At 67.6% G+C, this 22,607-nt stretch carries 23 protein-coding genes and 2 riboswitches; of the genes, 17 read left to right on the forward strand and 6 right to left on the reverse strand.

Going from position 1 to position 22,607, the window contains the following annotated elements; genetic code table 11:
- Positions 1-21 precede the first annotated feature (21 nt).
- Positions 22-1,812 carry an endonuclease gene (locus AC5P98_RS07670; RefSeq protein ID WP_014648594.1) on the reverse strand — a complete coding sequence of 597 codons (1,791 nt, stop codon included), beginning with the start codon at positions 1,810-1,812 and terminating at the stop codon, positions 22-24.
- Positions 1,813-2,123: 311 nt separating this feature from the next.
- Here AC5P98_RS07670 and AC5P98_RS07675 point away from each other — a divergent pair, with 311 nt between their 5' ends.
- The 3 genes from AC5P98_RS07675 (at position 2,124) to AC5P98_RS07685 (ending at position 4,886) form a co-directional block, all read left to right on the forward strand.
- Positions 2,124-2,411 carry a co-chaperone GroES gene (locus AC5P98_RS07675; protein WP_005411227.1) on the forward strand — a complete coding sequence of 96 codons (288 nt, stop codon included), beginning with the start codon at positions 2,124-2,126 and terminating at the stop codon, positions 2,409-2,411.
- Between the two features lie 81 nt (positions 2,412-2,492).
- On the forward strand, positions 2,493-4,142 hold the full coding sequence (gene groL, locus AC5P98_RS07680) for a chaperonin GroEL (protein WP_005411226.1): 1,650 nt from the start codon (positions 2,493-2,495) through the stop codon (positions 4,140-4,142).
- A gap of 132 nt (positions 4,143-4,274) precedes the next feature.
- Positions 4,275-4,886 carry a DUF6445 family protein gene (locus AC5P98_RS07685; RefSeq protein WP_032958237.1) on the forward strand — a complete coding sequence of 204 codons (612 nt, stop codon included), beginning with the start codon at positions 4,275-4,277 and terminating at the stop codon, positions 4,884-4,886.
- A gap of 92 nt (positions 4,887-4,978) precedes the next feature.
- On the opposite strand, the gene AC5P98_RS07690 is transcribed toward AC5P98_RS07685, so the two are convergent.
- Entirely contained in the window at positions 4,979-6,142 is a 1,164-nt protein-coding gene (locus AC5P98_RS07690) for a serine hydrolase domain-containing protein (RefSeq protein WP_241884801.1), read from the reverse strand.
- Positions 6,143-6,209: 67 nt separating this feature from the next.
- Positions 6,210-7,139 carry a retropepsin-like aspartic protease gene (locus AC5P98_RS07695; protein ID WP_046432775.1) on the reverse strand — a complete coding sequence of 310 codons (930 nt, stop codon included), beginning with the start codon at positions 7,137-7,139 and terminating at the stop codon, positions 6,210-6,212.
- Between the two features lie 106 nt (positions 7,140-7,245).
- Between AC5P98_RS07695 and AC5P98_RS07700 the strand changes: the two genes are divergently transcribed.
- From AC5P98_RS07700 to AC5P98_RS07730, 7 genes are all read left to right on the forward strand, one after another.
- Positions 7,246-7,953, forward strand: a complete 708-nt coding sequence (locus AC5P98_RS07700; RefSeq protein WP_014648590.1) for a response regulator transcription factor — start codon at positions 7,246-7,248, stop codon at positions 7,951-7,953.
- Between the two features lie 32 nt (positions 7,954-7,985).
- The gene (locus tag AC5P98_RS07705) at positions 7,986-9,284 is read left to right on the forward strand and encodes a sensor histidine kinase (protein ID WP_032958242.1); all 1,299 of its coding nucleotides are present in this window, start codon (positions 7,986-7,988) and stop codon (positions 9,282-9,284) included.
- Between the two features lie 72 nt (positions 9,285-9,356).
- Complete coding sequence (locus AC5P98_RS07710) at positions 9,357-9,857, forward strand: MarR family winged helix-turn-helix transcriptional regulator (RefSeq protein WP_049408675.1); 501 nt, start codon at positions 9,357-9,359, stop codon at positions 9,855-9,857.
- The gene (locus AC5P98_RS07715; protein WP_049408673.1) at positions 9,854-10,594 is read left to right on the forward strand and encodes a DNA alkylation repair protein; all 741 of its coding nucleotides are present in this window, start codon (positions 9,854-9,856) and stop codon (positions 10,592-10,594) included. Before AC5P98_RS07710 ends, AC5P98_RS07715 begins: the two co-directional genes overlap by 4 nt.
- Positions 10,595-10,642: 48 nt before the next feature.
- Entirely contained in the window at positions 10,643-10,981 is a 339-nt protein-coding gene (locus AC5P98_RS07720) for a DUF6616 family protein (RefSeq protein WP_049408671.1), read from the forward strand.
- Between the two features lie 90 nt (positions 10,982-11,071).
- Positions 11,072-11,329 carry a hypothetical protein gene (locus tag AC5P98_RS07725; protein ID WP_014038658.1) on the forward strand — a complete coding sequence of 86 codons (258 nt, stop codon included), beginning with the start codon at positions 11,072-11,074 and terminating at the stop codon, positions 11,327-11,329.
- 294 nt (positions 11,330-11,623) lie between these two features.
- Positions 11,624-12,697, forward strand: a complete 1,074-nt coding sequence (locus AC5P98_RS07730) for a 3-deoxy-7-phosphoheptulonate synthase (RefSeq protein WP_014038657.1) — start codon at positions 11,624-11,626, stop codon at positions 12,695-12,697.
- 262 nt (positions 12,698-12,959) lie between these two features.
- Here the strand turns inward: AC5P98_RS07730 and AC5P98_RS07735 are convergent, their stop codons facing one another.
- Positions 12,960-13,577: a trimeric intracellular cation channel family protein gene (locus tag AC5P98_RS07735; RefSeq protein ID WP_005411215.1), complete on the reverse strand. Its 618-nt coding sequence runs from the start codon at positions 13,575-13,577 to the stop codon at positions 12,960-12,962.
- An 82-nt stretch (positions 13,578-13,659) separates the two neighbouring features.
- A riboswitch (glycine riboswitch) is annotated at positions 13,660-13,765 on the reverse strand.
- 13 nt (positions 13,766-13,778) lie between these two features.
- Positions 13,779-13,868: riboswitch (glycine riboswitch) on the reverse strand.
- Positions 13,869-13,908: 40 nt separating this feature from the next.
- On the opposite strand from AC5P98_RS07735, the gene AC5P98_RS07740 reads away from it, so the two are divergent.
- The 3 genes from AC5P98_RS07740 (at position 13,909) to AC5P98_RS07750 (ending at position 15,180) form a co-directional block, all read left to right on the forward strand.
- On the forward strand, positions 13,909-14,184 hold the full coding sequence (locus AC5P98_RS07740) for a GIY-YIG nuclease family protein (protein WP_032958252.1): 276 nt from the start codon (positions 13,909-13,911) through the stop codon (positions 14,182-14,184).
- A 144-nt stretch (positions 14,185-14,328) separates the two neighbouring features.
- Positions 14,329-14,760 (forward strand): nuclear transport factor 2 family protein, encoded by a 432-nt coding sequence (locus AC5P98_RS07745; protein WP_049408669.1) that lies wholly within the window; start codon positions 14,329-14,331, stop codon positions 14,758-14,760.
- A gap of 3 nt (positions 14,761-14,763) precedes the next feature.
- Complete coding sequence (locus AC5P98_RS07750; protein ID WP_049408667.1) at positions 14,764-15,180, forward strand: hypothetical protein; 417 nt, start codon at positions 14,764-14,766, stop codon at positions 15,178-15,180.
- A gap of 86 nt (positions 15,181-15,266) precedes the next feature.
- Here AC5P98_RS07750 and AC5P98_RS07755 read toward each other — a convergent pair whose 3' ends face one another.
- Positions 15,267-16,547 (reverse strand): NAD(P)/FAD-dependent oxidoreductase, encoded by a 1,281-nt coding sequence (locus tag AC5P98_RS07755; RefSeq protein ID WP_049408665.1) that lies wholly within the window; start codon positions 16,545-16,547, stop codon positions 15,267-15,269.
- A gap of 123 nt (positions 16,548-16,670) precedes the next feature.
- Here AC5P98_RS07755 and AC5P98_RS07760 point away from each other — a divergent pair, with 123 nt between their 5' ends.
- Both AC5P98_RS07760 and AC5P98_RS07765 read left to right on the forward strand, forming a co-directional pair.
- Complete coding sequence (locus tag AC5P98_RS07760; RefSeq protein WP_014648580.1) at positions 16,671-17,450, forward strand: NYN domain-containing protein; 780 nt, start codon at positions 16,671-16,673, stop codon at positions 17,448-17,450.
- A 133-nt stretch (positions 17,451-17,583) separates the two neighbouring features.
- The gene (locus tag AC5P98_RS07765; protein WP_049408663.1) at positions 17,584-18,204 is read left to right on the forward strand and encodes a glutathione S-transferase family protein; all 621 of its coding nucleotides are present in this window, start codon (positions 17,584-17,586) and stop codon (positions 18,202-18,204) included.
- Positions 18,205-18,300: 96 nt separating this feature from the next.
- Here AC5P98_RS07765 and AC5P98_RS07770 read toward each other — a convergent pair whose 3' ends face one another.
- Positions 18,301-20,478, reverse strand: coding sequence for a primosomal protein N' (locus tag AC5P98_RS07770; protein WP_049408662.1), 2,178 nt, complete (start codon positions 20,476-20,478; stop codon positions 18,301-18,303).
- Positions 20,479-20,890: 412 nt separating this feature from the next.
- Between AC5P98_RS07770 and AC5P98_RS07775 the strand changes: the two genes are divergently transcribed.
- Together AC5P98_RS07775 and AC5P98_RS07780 are read left to right on the forward strand one after the other, a co-directional pair.
- On the forward strand, positions 20,891-21,895 hold the full coding sequence (locus tag AC5P98_RS07775) for a hypothetical protein (protein ID WP_049408661.1): 1,005 nt from the start codon (positions 20,891-20,893) through the stop codon (positions 21,893-21,895).
- Positions 21,888-22,469 carry a DUF3106 domain-containing protein gene (locus AC5P98_RS07780; RefSeq protein WP_049408659.1) on the forward strand — a complete coding sequence of 194 codons (582 nt, stop codon included), beginning with the start codon at positions 21,888-21,890 and terminating at the stop codon, positions 22,467-22,469. Before AC5P98_RS07775 ends, AC5P98_RS07780 begins: the two co-directional genes overlap by 8 nt.
- Positions 22,470-22,607 lie beyond the last annotated feature (138 nt).

A 22,607-nucleotide genomic window follows, 5' to 3' on the forward strand; every position in this document is an offset into this window, starting at 1 on the left:
GTGGACCGCTGCGTTGCGCGGTCAGTTGGCCAGCTGGCAGGTGGCCGGCTTGGCCGAGGTGAACAGGGCCGGGGTTGCCCACTCGGGGTGGTCGATGAACGGGTTGCGGTTGCCCTGGAAGCTGTAGATCACGTCATTGCGCGCACGCTCGGCATCATCCGGCGGATCGGACAGGTGCCAGTCGATCAGCGTCGACAGCAGGCCCATGTAGGCCGGCGAACTGCTGGTCTTGACGATTTTGCTGCGGTCGTCGGTCAGCTCCAGGTCCGGCTCGGACTGGCCGGTGGCCGCATCCTTGCCGCCCTCGTAACGGATCGCCATGTACATCACCGCACGCGCCATGTCGCCCTTGCGCTTGCCCCACACCTCGAAGGTGCCGGTGTTGCCGTCCGGCGTGCGCACCCAGTTGGAGTTGCCCGGATAGCCGCCGCTGCCGCCGCCCTGGCCGTTGTTGGCCTCGGTGGCGCGCTCGCCGCAGTTGGCGTCGCACTTGCCGAACGGCTTGTTGCCACGGTCGGCGTTCCACTGCGCGTCGGTCAGGTACAGCATGTGGGTGTCGGTATACGGCGCGTACGGCAAGCCCTTGTCACCGGTGGTGGTGGCAAAGCCCAGCGAGTTCGGCCAGGTGTGCTCGCGGTTGTACTTCAGGCCACTGCCACTGCCGGCGCGATCGGTCACCTTGGCGTAGCTGTGGTTGCGATATGCATCGAGGATCCTGCCGGAATTGTTCGGATCCTCGTCGGCGATTTCCAGAATGGTCCAGGTACTGGTGCCCGAGCCGCTGTAAGGGTAGGCGGTGTGGCCCTTGATGGTGGCATGCAGCGAGCAGCGCAGCTGGCTGGGGCTGCTGGTGTTGACCTTGGAGTAGTAGCCGGCCGGCACGCCCGGGTTGCCCGGGTCCGGATTGCCGCCGGTGCTGGCCACGGTGAAGGCGATGCGGCTGTCGGCGGCCGGGTGCGCGCCCTGCAGGTCGGTGATGCGCGCGGCGCGGATGTCGAAGCGGCAGGCCTCACCGGCCACCAGCGCAGTGTTGGTGGACAGCTTCACGCTGCGGCCGCTGGCCGGGAAGGTCAACGGCACGCTGCCGGAGGTGCCGCAGCTCAGGGCGAAGGCGCCACTGGCCAGGTTCACCGTCTCGCTGAACACCACTTCCAGGTCGGCGGCGGCCGGGAAGGTGCTGCTGCCCTGCGCCGGGGTGGTGGTGGAGACCGACGGCGGTGTGTTCGGGCCCGGCGTGCCGCCGCCACTGAAGGTCTGGCCGTTGTTGCAGCTGCCGAAGGTCTGCCTGGCCGACTCGGCCCAGGTGAAGTGGGTGTACTGGCTGCCGCTGCCGGTCAGCTGCAGCGAGGTGCCCGCGGCCGTGCTGTTGGTCTCGGCCACCGGGATGTTCTGGCTGGTCATGCCGGCGGCAGGGCCACCGGAGGCGGTGATGGCGCCCTCGTAGCTGAGGAACTGGACCACCTTGCCGCTGGCATCGACCAGGGCGATGCCGTCGTTGGGGCCGTTCTGGATGCCGTTGGTCGGGTAGTTGACCACGGCGATGGTCGCGCTGCCGCAGCCGGCGGCGGTGCCGGCCGGGACCGGGTTGTTGGCGTAGACCGCGGCCGCCGAAGGATTGCTGCCGTTGTAGAGGTAGAGGCGGTAGCCGGACAGGTCCTCGCCGGCGGTGGCGACCACTTCGATGGCTTCGCCGACGTCACCGGCGGCGGTGCTGTCGTCGTAGTGCAGTTCGTTGATGAAAACCTCGGCCTGGGCCGGCGCGGCGGCCAGTGCCAGCAGGCAGGCGGCGGCAAGCGGGGACAGCAATCGCATCGACTACTCCTTGTGATTGGGAATGCCTGACCGAGCCTAAGGCCGATCCAGTGACACTTTGTCGTAAATGAACGTCAGATATCTGACAGTGCGACGCTTGTCACCGAAATTGTCCAGGACCGACGCCTTGGCCGAGGCGCGCGGGCGGAAAAATTTTTTCATTCCGCCCTTGAAAGGGGGCGGCGGGGCTCCATCTCTGCCCTGCTCCCGACGTTGTCGGGTTTCTTCACGTGCGGTTCTGGCACTCGCCTGGGGTGAGTGCTAACATCGCCGGACTTTTTTAGACCAATCAATCACTTAAGAGGTCTCCTATGAGCATCAAGCCGCTGCACGACCGCGTTGTGGTCAAGCCGATCGAAGCCGACGAAATCTCCGCCGGTGGCATCGTCATCCCCGACTCGGCCAAGGAAAAGTCCACCAAGGGTGAGGTCGTGGCCGTCGGCCCGGGCAAGCCGCTGGACAACGGCAACGTGCGCGCGCCGTCGCTGAAGGTCGGCGACAAGGTCATCTACGGCCAGTACGCCGGCAGCTCGTACAAGAGCGAAGGCGTCGAATACAAGGTCCTGCGCGAAGACGACGTGCTCGCCGTCATCGGCTGAGCCCCGGCGCGACCTGTTTCAACCTGATCCCAAACTCCCAGCCGCCGGGCATCGTCCGGCGCTACCAATGAGGTAAATGCAATGGCTGCCAAGGATATTCGTTTCGGTGAAGACGCCCGTTCGCGCATGGTGCGCGGCGTCAACGTTCTCGCCAATGCCGTCAAGGCCACCCTGGGCCCGAAGGGCCGCAACGTCGTGCTGGAAAAGAGCTTCGGCGCGCCGACCATCACCAAGGACGGCGTCTCCGTCGCCAAGGAGATCGAACTGGCTGACAAGTTCGAGAACATGGGCGCGCAGATGGTGAAGGAAGTTGCTTCGCGCACCAACGACGATGCCGGCGACGGCACCACCACCGCCACCGTGCTGGCCCAGGCCCTGATCCGCGAAGGCGCCAAGGCCGTTGCCGCCGGCATGAACCCGATGGACCTCAAGCGCGGTATCGACAAGGCCGTCTCGGCCGCCGTCGCCGAGCTGAAGAACATCTCCAAGCCGACCGCCGACGACAAGGCGATCGCCCAGGTCGGTACCATCTCGGCCAACTCGGACGAGTCGATCGGCCAGATCATCGCTGACGCGATGAAGGAAGTCGGCAAGGAAGGCGTCATCACCGTTGAAGAAGGCTCGGGCCTGGACAACGAGCTGGACGTGGTCAAGGGCATGCAGTTCGACCGCGGCTACCTGTCGCCGTACTTCATCAACAACCAGCAGTCGCAGACCGCTGACCTGGATGACCCGTTCATCCTGCTGCACGACAAGAAGATCTCCAACGTCCGTGACCTGCTGCCGGTGCTGGAAGGCGTCGCCAAGGCCGGCAAGCCGCTGCTGATCGTGGCCGAGGAAGTTGAAGGCGAAGCGCTGGCCACCCTGGTGGTCAACACCATCCGTGGCATCGTCAAGGTCGTGGCCGTCAAGGCCCCGGGCTTCGGCGACCGTCGCAAGGCGATGCTGGAAGACATGGCCGTGCTGACCGGCGGCACCGTGATCTCCGAAGAAGTCGGCCTGTCGCTGGAGAAGGCCACCATCAAGGACCTGGGCCGCGCCAAGAAGGTGCAGGTCTCCAAGGAGAACACCACCATCATCGACGGCGTCGGCGACAAGGCCAACGTTGATGCACGCGTGGCGCAGATCAAGACCCAGATCCAGGACACCTCCTCGGATTACGACCGCGAGAAGCTGCAGGAACGCGTGGCCAAGCTGGCCGGCGGTGTTGCCGTGATCAAGGTCGGCGCCTCGACCGAAATCGAAATGAAGGAAAAGAAGGATCGCGTCGACGACGCCCTGCACGCGACCCGTGCGGCCGTTGAAGAAGGTGTGGTTCCGGGCGGCGGCGTTGCCCTGGTCCGTGCGATCACCGCGCTGGCCGGCCTGAAGGGCGCCAACGAAGACCAGAACCACGGCATCCAGATCGCCCTGCGTGCGATGGAAGCCCCGCTGCGCGAGATCGTGGCCAACGCCGGCGACGAGCCGTCGGTCATCATCAACAAGGTCAAGGAAGGCACCGGCAGCTTCGGTTACAACGCCGCCACCGGCGAGTTCGGCGACATGCTGCAGTTCGGCATCCTGGACCCGACCAAGGTGACCCGTTCGGCGCTGCAGAACGCCGCCTCGATCGCTGGCCTGATGATCACCACCGAAGCCATGGTTGCCGAAGCTCCGAAGAAGGACGAGCCGGCCATGGGTGGCGCCGGTGGCATGGGCGGCATGGGTGGCATGGGCGGCATGGACTTCTAAGTCCACGTCCCCGGCGGTCGTTGCCGACCCTGGTCGGCACGCCCTCCCGATGCAAGGAAGAACCCCGCCGCAAGGCGGGGTTTTTCGTTGCCCGGTTGCCGCCGCAGCAGCGCATCGCTACGCTCGGTGGCCATGCCTACCTCGTTCATCGTCGTCGACGACTTCCTTTCTCCTGCCGATGCGCAGGGGCTGCGCCAGGCGGCGCTGGGCCTGACCTATCCGGTGCAGGAGGGCGCATTCCCCGGCCGCAATTCGCAGCAGCGGCTGGAACTGGACGGGCTGTCCGGCGCGGTCTCGCGGCTGGTCAACGAACCGCTGCGGCCGGTCAACCCACTGCAGTCGCACGGCAAGTTCCGCCTTACCCTGGCCGGTGACACCGGCCGCGCCAAGGTGCACGCCGATCACTCGCACTGGTCGGGCATCCTCTACCTGAGTGCACCGGAGCACTGCGAGGGCGGCACCGAGTTCTTCCGCCACCGCCGTACCGGCACCGAGCGCATGGCCCTGGATGCAGCGGAGCTGGCCGCATTGGGCTATGCCAACGGCGGCGACATGCATCGTGACATCATCGAGCGCGACAGCAACGACGACAGCCAGTGGGAAATGACCATGCGCATCCCGATGCGTTTCAACCGGCTGGTGCTGCTGCGGCCCTGGTTCTGGCATACCGCCGGGCCAGCGTTCGGCGACCGCCCGGAGAATGGCCGGCTGGTGTACCTGATGTTCTTCGAGCAGGCGCGCTGAGCGGAGCAGGTATCCACGCGTGAGGTGGATCCACACGCCATGCATGGTTGCTCCCATCCCTCCGCACTCCCCGCCCAGGGATCATCGCGCCTTCATTCGACGAAGGCCTTCGCCGCGCCGTACTCCCACTGCCATGGCACGCCGGTATCACCCAGCACGAACGCCACCAGTGCCGGGAAGGTGGCCTCGGCCCGTACATCGTTGCCCAGGATCACCACGCAGCGTTTGTGCCGCTCGATGCACACCAGGGTGTTGCCGACCGCATCGTCGTGGCCGCCCTTGTAGAAGCCTGCACCCTGAGGGCCACGGAAGGTCACCACGCCCAGGCCCGCGGCCAGATCCCGGTGCTGGTGCGCAACGGGCAGCTCCGGCTGCAGCGTTGGGAACTGGCTGGCGGTGGTGATCGGCAGCTGCGGCCGCACCAGTTCCCTGCGCATTGCCGCAGACAGCCCATCGCCGCGCACATAACCGGCGGCGAAGTGGGCCATGTCGGTGATGGTGGTATCCATCGATCCTGCCGCCCGCACACGGCTGCGTTGATCGTGCGGCTCTGTATTGCCTTCGACGGTCCAGCCATCGGCCAGGTTGCCGGCGAAATCCGCGCGCCACGACATGCTGGTGCGCGTCATGCCGAAGCGATCGAACACGCGCTGCTGCATCAACGCACCCACATCCTCGCCCATTCGCCCACGTTCGATCACGAACTGCAGCAGGATCAGGCCCTCGCCGGAATAGCCGTAGCGGCTGCCGGGCTCGAAGTGGAACTTCAACCGGCCATCCGGTTCGAGAAAGCCGAAGTTGGCAAAGCCGCTGGCGTGATTCAGCAGCTTTCGCGGCGTGAGCCGGCGCCAGCGTGCATCACTCGCCAGCACGCTGTAGTCGGCGTACTTTTTCGGTTCGGGCGGGTAGTCTGGCAGCGGCACGTCCAGAGCTGTGGCGATGCTGGCATCCAGATCGATCACCCCGTCCTGCGCCAGCTGTGCGACCAGGTGGCCGAAGGCCATCTTGGTGAGCGATGCGGCATACATCACGGTGTCGGTGCGCAGCGGCTCGCCTGCGGCGTTGCGTTCACCGTAGGCGGCCACATGCACCACCTTGCCGTCATCGATCACCGCCAGCGCCATCCCGCGCGCATGGGCCGCCTGCATCAGCCGCTGTGCTTCGGCATCGATGCGAGTGGGCGAGGGCACGGGTGGCGGCGCGGCCAGTACCGCCAGCGGGAGCAGCGTCAGCAACATCAGGGTGGCACGGCACATGCGTGGAACTCCTGGTGGGGCGCACGGTGATGCTACGCCGGGCTGCCGCTGGCGTCATCGCCAGTTGTCAGCCGGCCTGCGGCCGGCGCAGGCAGATCCGTGCTGCGCCGGCACCGATGTCCACCTGGCCGCCGCGCATTGCATCGGCACCGAGGATCAGCGCCGGCCGGCCCTCCAGGCCGATCGCCTTGAACACCGGCAGTTCGCTGATGCGGACCTCCATCGACGGGTGCTGCCAGCCGCCGCCGGTCATGCCGGGCAGGGTGTACAGCCAGGTTGCCTGCTTGCCGCCGCCCAGGCCTTCGGTGCCCTTTTCACGCACCCGCACCCGCGCGTCGCTGCCGTCGGTGCGCAGCCCCAGTGCGCGGGCGGCTTCGGCGTTGAGGACGGTCTGTGCGGCACCGGTGTCGACCACGGCGATGGCGTCCACCGCGGGCGCGCCCAGTGCAAGCGTGATGAAGCCGAACTGGCGCAGGCCGCCAGTGCGGCCGGGCAGCGCATTGGGCTGGCAACCCGGTCCTTCCAGGTTCAATCCGCCGGGTGTCCACAGCGCCAGTTGATTGCGGCCGAAGTCCCAACGGGTGTCCCAGCGCCCGGTCAGATCGTTGCCGATCAAGCCGTCGATGGCTGGATCATCATCCTTCGGCAACGATGACAGATCCACGTTCATGGCTTGGGCCTGCAGCTGCCAGCTGCCCAGCTGCCAGGACGTGCTGCGCATGCGCTGCAACCGCGCCGAAGCTGCACTCGCCCCTTGCGCCTGTGATACCTCTGCATCCGCATCCTCCAGGCCATAGCGCCGCACGACGCGGGCGTCGACCAGCGTTGCCCCGGCGGCACTGTCGACCACGAAGCGCAGCGGTTCGGCGCGCCCGTCCAGCGAGACGGCCACCGCCGGATGACCGCCCTGCATCCACATCGGCAGGATGTGCGCGGCGGCGTTGGAGGCGAGCGCAGGCAAGGGAGCGGCGAACAGGGGCAACAGGAAGAGGCGCAAGGGAAGACTCCGCAGTGATCGTGGGTGACCATTGGCGCACGGCGGCGTATCGCCGGAATATCGGCGTTGATACCGTCCTGATACACAGGTGCTGGATACTGTCCGAATGAGTACTCCCATCCGTGTCATCGTCGTCGACGACGATGCCAGCATCCGCGACGCCATCGCCGACCACCTGCTGCTGCACGGCTACCAGGTACGCCTGGCGGCGGATGCGGCGGCACTGGACGTGCTGCTGCAGGCCGAACGACCGGACCTGATCATCCTCGACTGGATGATGCCCGGTGAGGATGGGCTGTCGGTCTGCCGCAGGCTGCAGGCGAGGGCGATCCCGATCCTGATGCTGTCGGCGATGGGGGCTGCACCGGACCGCGTGATCGGCCTGGAGATGGGCGCGGACGACTACCTGGCCAAACCCTTTGATCCGCGTGAACTGCTGGCGCGGGTACGCGCACTGCTGCGCCGTCAGGACAAGCTGCGCACGCAGGTGGCCAGCGAGCTGCGGTTTGATGGCTGGCGATTGCTGCCCGACCAGCGTCGCCTGTTCGCACCGGACGGTGCCGAGCTGGTGCTGAGTCGTGGTGAGTTTTCCCTGTTGCTGGCGCTGGCCGAACGTCCCGGGCGGGTGCTGGGGCGTGAGCAGCTGCTGCAGTTGAGTCGCGGAGAAGCCAGTGACAGCGTGGACCGTGCCATCGACCTCGCGATCAGCCGCCTGCGCCGCAAGCTCGGGCAGGCCGCGTCCGGGGCAGAAGCCCTCGTGCAGACACTGCGCGGGGAAGGGTATCGCTTCGACGCTGAGGTACAGGTGCTGTGAGCAGCCGGTGGTCGACCACACGCTGGATCGCGATGCTGGCGCTGGCCAGCCTGCTGCTGGCAACCCTGGTCAGCGTTGCAGTGGTGGGTTGGATGCCCCGGCCCGCGCCGCCACCGATGCGGCTGGACCATGCGATGCAGGTACTGCGTGGGGAACAGGCGCCGGCGTCACTGGGATTGCGCAGGGCGACGCAGGACGCGCCTCCCCAAGGTAGCGCCAGCGACTGGCTCGCGCAGCTGGCGGCCGCGCAGATGGGCATGCCGGCCGAGGATGTACGCCTGGCATGGACGGGGCAGGGCAGGGCGCCCGATGTGCAGGTCATCGAGGGTGGCGCGGTACTGGACGCCTCCGGTCGTGCTGGCGTGCTGAAATCACAGGCCGCGCTGCTGACCGCGATGCAGTGGCCGCCGTTTGAACTGGGGATGCGCCAGGCCGACGGCCGCTGGCGGGTGGTCGGCAGCGACCATAGTGACCTGGCGGCCTGGCGCCGCCAGGTGATGCTCGCCCTGTTGGGCGGTGCGATCCTGCTGGCGCCGTTGGCGGCGTGGGCGTCGATCCGGTTGGGGCGCCCGCTGCGGCGCCTGGCCGAAGCGAGCGCACGCGTCGACCTGCAGGCCGAGTCGCCATTGCCCGACGATGGCCCACGCGAAGTGCAGATGCTGGCCGCCGCGATCAGCACCGGTCGCGAACGCCTGCGGGTCCAGGCACAGGACATGACCCATATGCTGGCGGCAGTGGCGCATGACCTGCGCACGCCCCTGACCGGCCTGCGCCTGCGCGCCGAGTTCGCTCCCGCACCACAGGCCGCCCGGATGGTGGCGGACATCGAACGCATGGACGCGATGATCGAGCAGGTGCTGGACTATGCACGCGGCGAGCTGCAGCCCTTGCAGATGCGCTCGCTGGATCTGGCTGCCCTGCTGCAGGAATGCCTGCAAGGGGCGCTGCTGCGCGGGGTCGACATTTCGCTTCAGTGCCCGGATACGCTGCCGTGGCATGGCGATGCGCTGCTGCTCCGGCGCGCGGTCGACAATCTCATCGACAACGCCGAGCGTTACGCGGGCGCCGTGGAGCTGCATGTCGCCGTGTGGGGACATGGGGTGCAGCTGGATGTGATGGATCGCGGGCCGGGTATCGCCGAAGCTGATCGTGTCCGCCTGCTGCAACCGTTCCAGCGCAGCGAAAGCTCGCGCAGTCGCGCTACCGGTGGGACCGGGCTGGGACTGGCCATGGCCGCCAACGTGGCCAGGCGTCACGCAGGCGAACTGCAGCTGCTGCACCGCGAGGGCGGCGGGCTGATCGCGCGCCTGCTGCTGGGAAAGCTCCCCTGATATCGGCTGTGGTTTACAGATGGCGGCTATCTGGTGATATGATTAGTCGCCTAACCATATCGTGTTCGTGAGATGATCGAAGCCAAGCATCAGGCCCTGCTGGAGGAATCGCAGCGACGCGGCCACGCCAACATCGCGCAACTGCGCCTGTGCTTCCAGCTGCTCTCGTTGTCCTCGTCGATCGATCGCGACTGCGCCGCGCGGCTGGCACCGCATGGGCTCAGCGAGGGCCGCTTCATCGTGCTGTTCCTGCTGCACGGGGCCGGTGGCACGCTGCCGCCGCACCTGCTGGCCGCGCGTGCCGGCGTGACCCGTGCCACCATCAGCGGCCTGCTCGATGGCCTGCAGCGTGAAGGCCTGCTGCAGCGTCGCAGCGATGACGGGGATGGCCGCCGTCTGCAGATCGTATTGACCGCACCGGGAAAGCGCTTGGCCGAGTCGTTGTTCGAGCAGCACACGCAATGGATCAGCGGCCTGTTCGACGGCCTGGATGCGGGTGAACAGCAGCAGCTGTCGCAGCTGCTGCACAAGGTCTGGCAGCACACGGACGGTGGGCGGGAATCGGCAGCATGAGCACGCCCGTTCCTGCGCAAAGGCTGCATGCACTCAACAGTGGCAGCGCTGCTGCCACCCATCTGGCCGAATGCCTGGCCGTGGATTTCACCGCGCTGCTGCAGGTGGTGGCGCCTGCCCTTGAGCCGGAATCGCTGCAATGCATGCGCGACGCCTCAGGCAAGGGCATCACCCAGCGCATGGCGCTGGCGGCGCGGTTGCTGCACGAAGCCGGACAGGGGGAGCCTGCGCGCTGGCAGGCGCATGCGTCAGACACGGTGCGTGGCTGGGCCTGCTACCTGATCGGCGGCGAAGCCGACGCGACGCTGCCGGCCAAGCTGCAGGCGATGCGGCCACTGGCTGACGACCCGCACTTCGGCGTGCGCGAATGGGCGTGGCTGGCGCTGCGTGCCGACATTGTTGCCGCACCACTGCAGGCGCTGGAGTACCTGCAACCATGGACGCAGGAAGGATCGCCGTACCTGCGCCGCTTCGCCTGCGAAGCGCTGCGCCCGCGCGGCGTGTGGGCCACACATGTCGCGCTGTTCAAGCGGCAGCCGGAACTTGCAGAGGCGATGCTGGAAGCACTCGCCGACGACCCGGAGCGCTATGTGCAGGACTCGGTCGGCAACTGGCTCAATGATGCCGGCAAGACACAGCCGCAGTGGCTGCGTGCGCTGTGCGCGCGCTGGCAACAGCAGCACCCTGGTGATGCCAATGCCTACATCCGCAAACGCGCCATGCGCTCGCTCCGGTAGTGCCGGCCGCTGGCCGGCAACCCCCCAAACCTTCAAGGAAGAAGCAGCATGTCGCACACCTTCATCGAGCTCTATACCGCCACCCCCGCCTGGACCACGCTCCAGCCCGCGCAGCGGAATGCCTTCTTCGCCCGTATCGGTGCAGGCATGCAGCAGTTCGATCCAGTCCGCATCACACTGCTGGCGATGGGCCGCATTGCCACGGGCGTACAGCACGGCAGCGATGAGCAGTTCTATGCGGTCTGGCGCTGTGCAAGCCGCGCGGACGCCGACGCGCTGGTGGCCGGCATTGCCGCCACCGGTTGGCATCAGTACTTCGCCACCATCAACGCCGTCGGCGCAGACGATGGGATGGGGCAGCACCTTGCCGACCTGGCCGCCTTGTAGCAGCGTCTCCGGACGCGCATGGCACATGCGCCTGTCACCCGGACGCGGTAAACAGGACATTGCCCATGTCCATCCGCAGGGAAGTTGATCATGCAGAGCACGCTCCAGGTCACGCTGTTCGGCCCGCTTGGCGACAGCCCGGCATTGCAGTTGCCGGGGCGGGAAGGGCCGTCGGTGGCCATCCCGGAGGCGGCCCTGCGGCGGTTGGTCTCCGACCTCTACACCGCCCGTTCCCTGCTCAATCCCGAGCAGCTGGACGAGGCCAGGCAGGAGCTGGACCGCGTGCTGGAGCGCTGGGCCGACATCCACGAAGGCCTGTTGCTGGACGTGGAAGTGCATGGCAAATGAGCGGCTTTGCGTGGCTGCTGCCGCGTGGGCAGCGCCGGCGCGCGCCTCGCTGAACCGCACCCGCGGTTGCGGATGAAACATTTTGCACTGCGCAAAAGCTGTGCTATCAATACACCCCATGAACGCAGCCGCCACCCGCTTTTACTGGTATTACTTTCCGAAGCCACTGGCGGAGGAAGGACTGCGCTCACCCTGAAGAAAGCTTCAGACGCATTCCCGAAAGCCGCCAGCGAACCTGGCGGCTTTTTTCATGCCGCCACGCTGGGGACCCCAACGTTCCGGAGATCTCCTGCAATGCCCCCGCACACCGACGACCTGCGCATCCGCACCATCGAACCGCTGACACCGCCTGCCCAGCTGCTGGCGATGCTGCCCTGTGACGATGAAGCCTCCGACACCGTCAGCGCCTCGCGCGCGGCCCTGCACCAGATTCTGCACGGCCGTGACGACCGCCTGGCAGTGGTGGTGGGCCCGTGCTCGATCCACGACCCGAAGGCCGCCATCGAATACGCCCAGCGCCTGAAGCCGCTGCGCGACGCGCTGGCCGGCGAACTGGAAATCGTCATGCGTGTGTACTTCGAGAAGCCGCGCACCACGGTGGGCTGGAAGGGCCTGATCAACGACCCGGACCTGGACGGCAGCTTCCGGATCGACAAGGGCCTGCGCATTGCCCGCGGCCTGCTGCGCGACATCAACAAGCTCGGCCTGCCGGCCGGTGTCGAATTCCTCGATGTGATCTCGCCGCAGTACATCGCCGACCTGGTGGCGTGGGGCGCGATCGGCGCGCGTACCACCGAAAGCCAGGTGCATCGTGAGCTGGCCTCGGGGCTGTCGTGCCCGGTCGGCTTCAAGAACGGCACCGATGGCAACGTGAAGATCGCCGCTGACGCGGTGGGTGCGGCGTCCAATCCGCATCACTTCCTGTCGGTCACCAAGCAGGGCGGCACCGCCATCGTGTCGACCACCGGCAATCCGGATTGCCATGTGATCCTGCGTGGCGGCAAGCAGCCGAACTACGACGCCGGCAGCGTCGCCGACGCCTGCCAGGTGCTGGCCAAGGCCAAGCTGCCGACGCGCCTGATGATCGACGCCAGCCACGCCAACAGCCTGAAAAACCCCGAGAACCAGCCGAAGGTGATCGAGGACATTGCTGTTCAGCTGGAAGACGGCGAACAGCGCATCGTTGGCGTGATGATCGAGAGCCATCTGGTCGGTGGCCGCCAGGAACTGGTGGAAGGCCAGCCGCTGGTTTACGGGCAGAGCATCACCGATGGCTGCATCGACTGGGACACCACCGTGACGGTGCTGGAGCGTCTGGCTGCGGCCGTGCGCGCCCGTCGCGACGTGAAGGTGTCCGAAGCAGCCTGATCGAAGCCGCCTGAGTGCGGCACGTGTGTGGATGGCGGCCAGCGCCTGCGGGGGTGCGGCCGCGATCAGGGCCGGTCGGAGTTGGAGGCCGGCCCATCTGCACCGGCGATGCGCCTGGCGCTGCGCATGAGCGACAGCGCCAGGTACATCGCCGGGGTGGTGATACCGCTTCCTGTAGCGTCGAGCCATGCCCGACCTGCGCGCGAAGCGCGTTGGTTTCCTGCAAAGAGCAGTCGAGCATGGCTCGACTTTACGAAGAGGCTCAATGCACTTCGTCGTGGTAGACGAACTTCGGCATTTCCCAGCGGTAGTGGATCGCCAGCAGGCGCAACGCGAAGCCGCCGCCAAGGCAGCACAGGATTGCGGTGGCATCGGCCACGCCCCAGTGCAGCAGCAACAGATAGGCCGCGCCGGTCAGCAGCGCGATGATCGCGTACAGCTCCTTCTGGAAGATGAGTGGCACCTCGTTGCAGAGGATGTCGCGCAGCACCCCGCCGAACGCGCCGGTCAGCATGCCGGCGATCAGCACGATCGGCATCGCATGGCCGGCCTCGCGCGCGATCGAGCAGCCGATCAGGGTGAAGGCGATCAGGCCCAGCCCGTCGAGCACCAGGAAGGTGCGGCGGAAGTGGTGCATCCAGCGCGCCACCCAGGTGGCGATCAGCGCCGCGCACACGGTGAAGCCCAGGTACTCGGGGTGCTTCACCCAGCCCAGCGGGTAGTGGCCGAGCAGGATGTCGCGCAGTGAACCACCCCCGAGGGCGGTGACGCAGGCGATCATGACCACGCCGAACAGGTCCATGCGGCGGCGGCCGGCGGACAGTGCGCCGGTCATGGCTTCGGCGGAAATGGCGATCAGGTAGATGATGGACAGCAGCATGGGACAGGCTCCGGGCGCGGTGGGGCCGGCCATGCGCGACCACCGCCACTGCCTGCGCAATGACGGGATGACGATGACCGGTGCCGCTCCCGCTGTCCTTTTGCCTGAGAGTTCAGCGGCATGGGCCGCGTGCCCCTTCGGCGGATCGTCCCGGGCATGCCCGGTGACCTCTCTCCAGCTCGGCGAGTCGAATGCATGGTTGGCGGGATTCCAGCCCACCGGCCTGAGCGATCATGGGAGCCTGCGCCTTCGGCGGGCGCCAGCGCGGCGCCTCTCTCCTGCATTCGGTCGCCAGTATATCCGCTGCAGTGCAGCACGGCATAATCCAGGCATGGCCCCGTCCGTCCGCCCGTGGTTCCTGTACCTGCTCGAATGCCGCGATGGCAGCTATTACGCCGGCATCAGCACCGATGTGGAGGCGCGTTTCGCCGCCCACCAGGCCGGCAAGGGCGCGCGCTACACCCGGGCCCGGCCGCCGCTGCGCGTGCTGGCCGTGCGCGAATACCCGGACCGGGCCGCCGCCTCGCGGGCCGAGTGGCAACTCAAGCAGCAGCCCCGCGAACGCAAGCTGGCCTGGCTGCAGGCAACGGATCCTGCGCTTCTGTAGAGCCGAGCCCACGCTCGGCTGTTGTTCCGTCTGCCCGATGCGGGAGCCGAGCATGGGCTCGGCTCTACAGTAGATCCACGTCATGCGTGGATGGGCCATTCGGCCCATGCGATGATCCGCCCGCGCCCAGAGCCGGAGACCCGGATGTCCACGATTGCCCTGCTGTTCGCGCTTTCCGCAGCAACGAGCCCTGCCGCCGACCCCGCCACGATCGCGGCCATCGAAGCCACCTGCCACGACTACGTCGATGGCCAGCTGGAGGCCGATCCGCAGCGCGTCGCCCGTTCGCTGCACCCGGACTTGGCCAAGCGCGCTGTGCTCGGTGACACGCCAGACGAGCGCCTGGGCCTGCGCCGGATGTCGAAGGAGGAGCTGGTCTCGCTGACGAAACAGGGCGCGCTGAAGACCCCGAAGGATCAATGGGATCGCCGCTGCACGGTGCTGGACGTGACCGGCAACGCGGCCTCGGTGCGGCTGGAAACCCCGTGGTTCGTCGACTACTTCCACATGGGGCGTTTCGACCAGCGCTGGGTCATCGTCAACGCACTGTGGTACCCGAAACCGAAGGCGCACTGAGCGATGCGTGCCGCCGGCAACGCATGGATCTCCGTCGTCGTGCTGGTCGCCGGCATCGCGCTGCTGCCTGGCCTGCTGTATCTGCTCGGGCTGGCATTGGTGGACGGTCGGCCGAAGCCGGCCGACCGCGCGCCCAGTGGCGTGGCTGCGTGCAGTGGTGAGCCACGGGCGGGATACCAGCCGATGAACCCCTGGCGCTTCACCGCCCAGTTCTTCGACAAGGACGGGATGAAGAACAAGGTGCCTGAAGTGGAGCGGGAGGCCTTCTGGATTGCCCGGCGCCACCTGTGGCGGCAACCTCGGCGCGGCATGCTGCGCTGGCATCTCAGCAGCACCGCGTTGGCGATCTGGATCACCCGGCATTGGAGTACCGCGCAGATTGCCGACACCGCGAGGAAGGAGGACTTCTGCCGGAAGTAATCCACGTCATGCGTGGATGCGGTAGCCGGCGTCGGGCCCCTTTCCGGCGGAAAGGGCTCTGACCCCAGGAAAGGCCCCGGGAAGCCCTAGCGCTTCGGCCGCCGGTCGTCCTGGTCATCACCGAAGATGATGCGCGCGCTGCGCTGGTAGCTCCAGTACGCGACCGCCCAGTTCAGCAGCACCACGATGCGGTTGCGGAAGCCGATCAGGAAGAACACGTGCGCGGCCAGCCAGAACCACCAGGCCAGCACGCCGGAGAGCTGCAGCCGGCCCAGGTGCACGATCGCGGCCATGCGGCCAATGGTGGCCAGGTTGCCGTAGTCGGCGTACTTGAACGGACCGGGCTCGGGCTTGCCGTGCAGGCGTGCACGGACCACCTCGGCCACGTACTTGCCCATCTGCTTGGCCGCGGGCGCCACGCCGGGAACCGGCTTGCCGTCGGCCTGGCTCAGTGCGGCCAGGTCGCCGGCCACGAACAGCTCCGGGTGATCGGGCAGGGTCAGGTCCGGCTGCACCTGCACGCGGCCGGCGCGGTCCAACGGCACGTCCAGCGTGCGCGCCAGTGGTGAAGCGGCCACGCCGGCGGCCCAGACCACGGTGCGGGCCGGCACGAACTGCTCACCGAGCTTGAAGCCCTGGCTGTCGATGTCGCTCACCGGGGTACCGGTCAGCACTTCCACGCCCAGCTTTTCCAGCTGGCGGCGCGCCTTCAGCGAAAGCACTTCCGGGAACGAGGACAGCACGCGCGGCCCAGCCTCGACCAGCCGCACCTTGGCGCTGGCCGGATCGATGTGGCGGAATTCGTTGCGCAGCGTGTGGCGCGCGATCTCGGCCAGCGTGCCGGCCAGTTCGACGCCGGTGGGACCACCACCGACGATGGCGAAACTCAGCCACGCCGCCTTCTTCGCCGGGTCCGGTTCGGCCTCGGCGCGTTCGAACGCCAGCAGCAGCTTGCGGCGCAGTGCAATGGCATCGTCCAGCGTTTTCAGGCCAGGGGCATCATCGGCCCACTGGTCGTTGCCGAAGTAGGCGTGGGTAGCGCCGGTGGCCAGCAGCAGGCTGTCGTAGTCCAGCGTGCTGCCATCGGCCATGCCGATCTGCCGTGCCTGCTTGTCGATGGCGACCACTTCGCCGAGGCGGACTTCCACGTTGCGCTGGTGGCCGAGGATGTGGCGCAGCGGTGCGGCGATATCCGGCGCGGACAGGCCGGCGGTGGCCACCTGGTACAGCAGCGGCTGGAACAGGTGATGGTTGCGGCGGTCGACCAGGGTGATGCGTATGCGCTCGCGAGCCAGGGCACGGGTGGCCCAGAGACCGGCAAAACCGCCGCCGACAACGACCAGGTGGGGAACGCGCTCGCGACTCATCGACTCACTCCAGTGGGGGCATTGGGGGAAGCGCCTGGCATCTTCGCACGGCGGCCACCTGTCACGTCAGCGCCCGCGTGGATCGGCGATACTCGGGTTCAGGCAACCGCCCGCGAGGAATCCATGAGCGAACCGGAAAAGCGCATCGCCCTGTTGATCGACGCCGACAATGCGCCGGCCTCGAAGATCGACGAGGTCCTGGCCGAAGTCGCCCGCTATGGCGTGGCCAACGTGCGCCGTGCCTACGGCAACTGGAAGAGCCCGCGGTTGAAGGGCTGGGAAGCGGTGCTGCACGAATACGCGATCCGCCCGATCCAGCAGTTCGCCTACAGCAAGGGCAAGAATGCGTCGGACATGGCGATGGTGATCGATGCCATGGACCTGCTGTACGCGCGCAACCTTGATGGCTTCGCCATCGTGTCGAGCGATGCCGATTTCACCCCGATGGTGATGCGCCTGCTGACCGACGGCGTGAAGGTGTATGGCTTCGGCGAAAAGAAGACGCCGGAACCGTTCGTCAACGCGTGCTCGAAGTTCACCTACCTGGAAGCGCTAGGCCAGACCCACGCCAGCGTGCCGGATGCCGAGCAGGCATCGAGCGAACAGGCATCGAACGAGCCCGTCGCCAATGATGATGCACGCCCGCGCAAGAGCGGGGCGGAGATGCGCAGCGACACCCGGCTGGTGAAGATGCTGCGCCGCGCGGTGTCCTCGGCCGAGGGCGAGGATGGCTGGTCGCACCTGGGGCCGGTCGGCAGCCAGATCGGCAACCAGGCCTCGTTCGATCCGCGCAACTATGGCTACGGCAAACTCAGCGATCTGCTGGCGGCGATCGGCCTGTTCGAGCTGAAGAAGGACGGCAAGTCGTCCTACGTGCGCGCGCTGCCAAAAAAGAACCGGTAGTGCCGGAAAAAGAACCGGTAGTGCCGGCCGCTGGCCGGCATGCTGTAGATGCCCGATCCCGCATCCGGCACGCACATCTCCACTCCAATCAGGCGTATCGTTGCCGCTCGCATTGCCAGCAAGGAAAACCCGCATGTTGAAGATCTGGGGCCGCCGCAATTCCAGCAACGTCCGCAAGGTGCTGTGGTGTGCCGAGGAGATCGGCCTGCCGTACGAATCCATCGAAGTCGGCGGCAGCCATGGCGGCACGCAGACGCCGGAGTACCAGGCGATGAATCCCAACGGCCTGGTGCCGGTGATCGAGGACCACGGCTTGCCGCTGTGGGAATCGAACACCATCGTGCGTTACCTGAGCGCGCGCTATGCGCTGGGCACGCTGTACGCCGAGGACCCGATGGAGCGCGCGCAGGCCGAAAAGTGGATGGACTGGAGCACCTCGCGGATGGCGCCGCTGTACAGCGACCTGGTCTGGGGCATCATGCGCACCGCGCCGGCCGACCGTGACGAAGCGCGCATCAGCGCGGCCATCGTCCGTGCCGGTGACTACCTGGCGATGGCCGATGCCACCCTGGCCACGCAGCCATGGCTGTCGGGCGGGACGTTCGCGATGGGCGACATTCCGCTCGGCTCGCTGGTGTACGCCTGGTATGAACTGCCGATCCAGCGCCCGGACATGCCGCACCTGGCCGAGTGGTATGCGCGCCTGCGTGAGCGACCGGCCTACCAGCGCGGCGTGATGTCGCCGCTGACGTGAGCGAAGGCGTCCGGGGTCAGAGCCCTTTTCTGCGAAAAGGGATCCGACCCCAGGGCATCGGGGTCGGATCCCACCCGACGGGTGGGCTCTGACCCCTCAATAAAGATCCGTTGGATCCACATCCAGCGACCAGCGCACCTTGCGTGCTTCCGGCAGCGCGTACAGCTGCGGAACCAGTTGCGAAAGCACGCCATGCAGCGGCGGCCGCTGCAGGGCAGACAGCAGCAGCTGCGTGCGCTGGTAACCGGCCCGCCGCGGCATCGGCGCCGGCATCGGCCCGTAGGCCTCGACCACGTTCTGTTCGCCCAGCAGGTGCCGGGCCGCCAGCAGGAATGCATTGGCATGTTCCACCTGCTGCGCTTCGGCGCGCATCAGCGCCAGATGCGCGAAGGGCGGGAATCCGGCCGCCTGGCGCTGGTTCAACTCGGCTTGCGCGAACGGATGGTAGCCACCGCTCACCAGGGTTTCCAGCAGCGGGTGCCCGGGGTGATGGGTCTGCAGCCAGACCTCGCCCGGGTCGCGCGCACGTCCCGCGCGACCGGCCACCTGGATCAGCTGCTGCGCCAGTTTTTCGCTGGCGCGGAAGTCGGCTGAGAACAGGCCCTCATCGATACCCACCACCACCACCAGGGTCAGCTTGGGCAGGTCGTGGCCCTTGGCCAGGATCTGCGTGCCGACCAGGATGCCGGGCTGGTCGCCCAGTTTCGCCAGCTGCTGTTCCAGCGCGTCGCGCCGTGAGGTGGTGCTGCGGTCGATGCGCACCACCGGGAAGTCGGCGAAGGCCGCAGTGAGATGTTCTTCCAGGCGTTCGGTACCGATGCCCTGCGGTTGCAGCGCCAGGCTGCCGCAGGCCGGACATGCCAGCGGCGCCGGTTGCCGCGCGCCGCAGTGGTGGCACTGCAGGCGACGACCGCCACCATGCACGGTCATCGGCGCATCGCAGCGCTGGCATGGCGCGGTCCAGCCGCAGTCGTGGCACAGCAGCACCGGTGCGTAGCCGCGGCGGTTCTTGAACACCAGCACCTGCTGGCCACGCTGCAGATGCTCCCCGATGCCGGCCAGCACATCGGCCGAGAGGCCGTCATGCAGCGGGCGCTTGCGTACATCGAGGATGCGCACGCGCGGTGGCCGCGCATCGCCGGCGCGCTGTTTCAGGCGCAGGTGGGTGTAACGCCCGGCGTAGGCGTTGTGCAGGGTTTCCAGCGAGGGCGTGGCACTGCCCAGCAACACCGGAACGCCCAGCGACTTGGCCCGGACCAGGGCGAAATCGCGCGCGTGGTAACGGATGCCGTCCTGCTGCTTGTAGCTGCCGTCGTGTTCCTCGTCGACGATCAGCAGGCCGGCCTGGGGCAGCGGCGTGAACACCGCTGAGCGGGTGCCGACGATGACGCGCGCTTCGCCGCGTGAGGCCGCTGCCCAGACGCGCGCGCGCTCGTTGTCGTTCAACCCCGAGTGCAGCGCATGCACGGCGATGCCGAGGCGGCCACGGAAGCGTGCCAGGGTCTGCGGGGTCAGGCCGATTTCCGGCACCAGCACCAGCGCCTGCCTGCCCTGCGCCAGGCAATGGATGATCGCCTGCAGGTAGACCTCGGTCTTGCCGCTGCCGGTCACACCATCCAGCAGGAACGGCTGGAAGCCGTCGGCGGCATTGATCGCGGCCACCGCCTCGGCCTGGTCCGGGTTGAGCGTGGGACCGGGCAGTGGCTGCGCGTGTTGGGGGGCCACGCTCAGCGCAACCCGCTCGGCCAGCCCGCGCTTGGCCAGGCTGCGCGCGGCGGTGCGCCAGTCCTGCATGCGTTCGCCCAGCACGTCCTCATCCACGATGGCTTCGGCCAGCAGCTCGGCCAGTTGCCGTGGACGGCTGCCTGCGCGCAGCTTTTCACGCTGGGCGTGGCCTTCGGTGGTCAGCTGCCAACCCCAGTGGTGTGTGTCGGGCAGGACCTCGCCATGGCGCAGCGGGCCGGGCAGGGCGGTGCTCAGCACCTCGCCCAGTGGCGCATGGGTGTAGCGCGCCAGCCATTGCAGGCTCTGCCACAGCTCCCCCTGCAGCAGCGGCTGCGGGTCGCACCAGGCCAGGGCCTGGCGCAGTCCCTGGCCGTCGTCGGTCTGGCCGTGCCCCACCACCACACCGACCAGCTCCCGGTTGCCGAACGGCACCTTCAGGCGGCAGCCGACCGCGACCGCCGGGGCATCGCCCTCCGGCGACAGGTAGTCGAACAGGCGGGGCAGGGGGACAGGCAGGGCGACCTGCAGGGTCGGAATCGGTGAAAGCATCGGGCCAGTGTAACGGGCCATGCGCGCGCGAACGGCAGCAGCGGGAGCGGCGGGGCGGCGCCCGTTGAATCATAAATGTCACCTAAATATCGGTGTCCATTGGAGATTCAGTCTTATCCACATGTTCTGTGGATAACGTTGTGCGTTAACGGCCATCGGAAACGTAGAAGGCCGATGGCGACGGCCTCACGCTTGGGTTGGTCAAAAAATCGCCACACAAAAAAGGACAATAAAATCAATATCTTAAGTGTGAAACAATGCTGAAACAGAGTGAATTCAGCCCGAAGCCACAGTTTTCGCCGGAGGGGGCGTGGTGCTGTGCACAACCTGCAGCACGAAGTGCCTGTGGGCGCAAGTCCTACGGGCGTCGATGGCCTGCCGCTATCATGCCGGAAGACCTTTGGAGTGACCGATGACGGCTGTGCCCGCCCCTGTTTCCTCGACCGCGGCCGGCGCGCTGTCGGCGTTCCTGCGTGGCGTCGAGCGCCGTGCCCTGGTGGTCGCTGAACTGCAGTGCGGCGATGCCGCGCGCGCCGAGCAGACCCTGGTGGCGGTGATGCGCGCCTTTGCCGCAGTGGCCAGCGACCTGCCGATGGCGCAGTGGCCGACCCGCTTCTGGACCCTTCTGGGCCAGCGCCAGGCGCTGCGCGAGCCGGTGGGCGGGCAGTGGCTGCCGCCGTTGGCCGTGCTGGGCGCGATGCCGCCGCTGCCGCGCCTTGCGCTGCTGCTGCGGGTGGGGGGCAGCCTGGACGAGGGCATCGCCATGCGCGTGCTCGACCAGGACGAGGCCGGCTACCAGCACCTGCTGGCCGACGCCTGCCCGCGTGATGCCCACGGCCAGCCGGATGCCTCGGCCTGGCGCCAGTTGGCCGAACAGGTGCAGGCGCGTATCCGTGAGTTGCCGGCCGCGCGCCTGCAGCAGCTGCAGCAACCCGCCGCCGCGACCGCCCACAATGAAGCCCCGACCCCGAGCTGGCGCGCACCGCAGCGCGATGAGCGGGCGGCCGCCAATGGCAAGCGCCGTCGCACGAACGCCAAGCCACGTTGGCGCGGTCCGCTGATCCTGCTGGCGACCGTGGCGATACTGTTGGCCGCAGCGCTGGGCTGGCGCCACTGGCAGGGGCATTCCTTCGGCGGTGATGCACCGCTGCCGGAGGGAGTGGTGGGCGAAGCCGGTCCGGTGACGGTGGAAGCCCTGCCACCCAGCAAGGTCGACGCCACGCCGGATGCGACCACGGCCCAGGCCACGGACGACGCAGCGATGCTGGCCGATCGTGACTACCCGCTGGTCGCCGATGCCGACCTGTACGCGTGGACTGCCGCGGGCGGCCCGCTGCCGGTGGATGAATCGCAATCCAGGCCGAGCCGGCCCGAGCCGGCCAGTGCCACGCTGGAAACCGCTGCTGCCGATGAATAAGTCCGTGTTCGCCAGCCTGCTGCTGGCCCTGCCTTTGTCGCTGTCTGCCGCGCCGCAATCGTTGAACGTGCCGTTGCCGCCACCGACGTCGCCGGCCACGCCGCTGGCTTCGCCAGCACCGTCGACGGCAGCACCCTCTGGCTTCGCCCAGCTCGATGCGCAGCAGCAGCGCCAGCGCCGCGCCGACTACGCCGCCTGGCGCGCGCTGCCGGAAGGAGAGCGCGAGCGCATCCGCCAGGCGGCTGCGCGATTCAATGCGCTGCCTGCGGACCAGCAGCAGCGCCTGCGCCAACAGTTCCGCGACCAGGACCAGGCGTTCCGCGACGGGTGGCGGCTGGGCCCGCAACTGGGCCTGGAATTCCCCAAGCTGCATGGCTTGTTCGGCTTCGTGCCGCCGGAACAGCGCGAGACCGCGCTGGCCGTACTGCGCCAGCTCAGCCCGGCGCAGCTGGCCCAGCTGACTCTGGTCGCGCAGCGCACGCCACCGCAGGAACGCGACGCAGTGCGCAGCGCCTTCCTCGCCGTGCCCGCCGCCGAGCGCGACAGCTGGCTCAAGCGCCAGGCCGGCCAGTAAAAAAGGGGACGGAGGGGATTAAGTCGCATCCGGCACTAGCGGGCCTGAAACGACTTAATCCCCTCCGTCCCCTTTTTGTGTGGGGCGGCTGAAACCCAGCATTCACGCCATGTCATGGGAATGCACGCGCCGCCCGCG

Source organism: Stenotrophomonas sp. YJH_SMC_135, assembly GCF_059372355.1.

Bases quoted from the DNA above. Each gene is read 5' to 3' on its own strand.
- AC5P98_RS07715 (WP_049408673.1), top strand. From the start codon at position 9,854: ATGAGCACGCCCGTTCCTGCGCAAAGGCTGCATGCACTCAACAGTGGC.
- AC5P98_RS07720 (WP_049408671.1), top strand. From the start codon at position 10,643: ATGTCGCACACCTTCATCGAGCTCTATACCGCCACCCCCGCCTGGACC.
- AC5P98_RS07685 (WP_032958237.1), top strand. From the start codon at position 4,275: ATGCCTACCTCGTTCATCGTCGTCGACGACTTCCTTTCTCCTGCCGAT.
- AC5P98_RS07700 (WP_014648590.1), top strand. From the start codon at position 7,246: ATGAGTACTCCCATCCGTGTCATCGTCGTCGACGACGATGCCAGCATC.
- AC5P98_RS07760 (WP_014648580.1), top strand. From the start codon at position 16,671: ATGAGCGAACCGGAAAAGCGCATCGCCCTGTTGATCGACGCCGACAAT.
- AC5P98_RS07745 (WP_049408669.1), top strand. From the start codon at position 14,329: ATGTCCACGATTGCCCTGCTGTTCGCGCTTTCCGCAGCAACGAGCCCT.
- AC5P98_RS07705 (WP_032958242.1), top strand. From the start codon at position 7,986: ATGCTGGCGCTGGCCAGCCTGCTGCTGGCAACCCTGGTCAGCGTTGCA.
- AC5P98_RS07780 (WP_049408659.1), top strand. From the start codon at position 21,888: ATGAATAAGTCCGTGTTCGCCAGCCTGCTGCTGGCCCTGCCTTTGTCG.
- AC5P98_RS07735 (WP_005411215.1), bottom strand. From the start codon at position 13,577: ATGCTGCTGTCCATCATCTACCTGATCGCCATTTCCGCCGAAGCCATG.
- AC5P98_RS07750 (WP_049408667.1), top strand. From the start codon at position 14,764: ATGCGTGCCGCCGGCAACGCATGGATCTCCGTCGTCGTGCTGGTCGCC.
- AC5P98_RS07690 (WP_241884801.1), bottom strand. From the start codon at position 6,142: ATGTGCCGTGCCACCCTGATGTTGCTGACGCTGCTCCCGCTGGCGGTA.
- AC5P98_RS07670 (WP_014648594.1), bottom strand. From the start codon at position 1,812: ATGCGATTGCTGTCCCCGCTTGCCGCCGCCTGCCTGCTGGCACTGGCC.
- AC5P98_RS07775 (WP_049408661.1), top strand. From the start codon at position 20,891: ATGACGGCTGTGCCCGCCCCTGTTTCCTCGACCGCGGCCGGCGCGCTG.
- AC5P98_RS07770 (WP_049408662.1), bottom strand. From the start codon at position 20,478: ATGCTTTCACCGATTCCGACCCTGCAGGTCGCCCTGCCTGTCCCCCTG.
- groL (WP_005411226.1), top strand. From the start codon at position 2,493: ATGGCTGCCAAGGATATTCGTTTCGGTGAAGACGCCCGTTCGCGCATG.
- AC5P98_RS07755 (WP_049408665.1), bottom strand. From the start codon at position 16,547: ATGAGTCGCGAGCGCGTTCCCCACCTGGTCGTTGTCGGCGGCGGTTTT.
- AC5P98_RS07765 (WP_049408663.1), top strand. From the start codon at position 17,584: ATGTTGAAGATCTGGGGCCGCCGCAATTCCAGCAACGTCCGCAAGGTG.
- AC5P98_RS07740 (WP_032958252.1), top strand. From the start codon at position 13,909: ATGGCCCCGTCCGTCCGCCCGTGGTTCCTGTACCTGCTCGAATGCCGC.
- AC5P98_RS07675 (WP_005411227.1), top strand. From the start codon at position 2,124: ATGAGCATCAAGCCGCTGCACGACCGCGTTGTGGTCAAGCCGATCGAA.
- AC5P98_RS07730 (WP_014038657.1), top strand. From the start codon at position 11,624: ATGCCCCCGCACACCGACGACCTGCGCATCCGCACCATCGAACCGCTG.
- AC5P98_RS07725 (WP_014038658.1), top strand. From the start codon at position 11,072: ATGCAGAGCACGCTCCAGGTCACGCTGTTCGGCCCGCTTGGCGACAGC.
- AC5P98_RS07710 (WP_049408675.1), top strand. From the start codon at position 9,357: ATGATCGAAGCCAAGCATCAGGCCCTGCTGGAGGAATCGCAGCGACGC.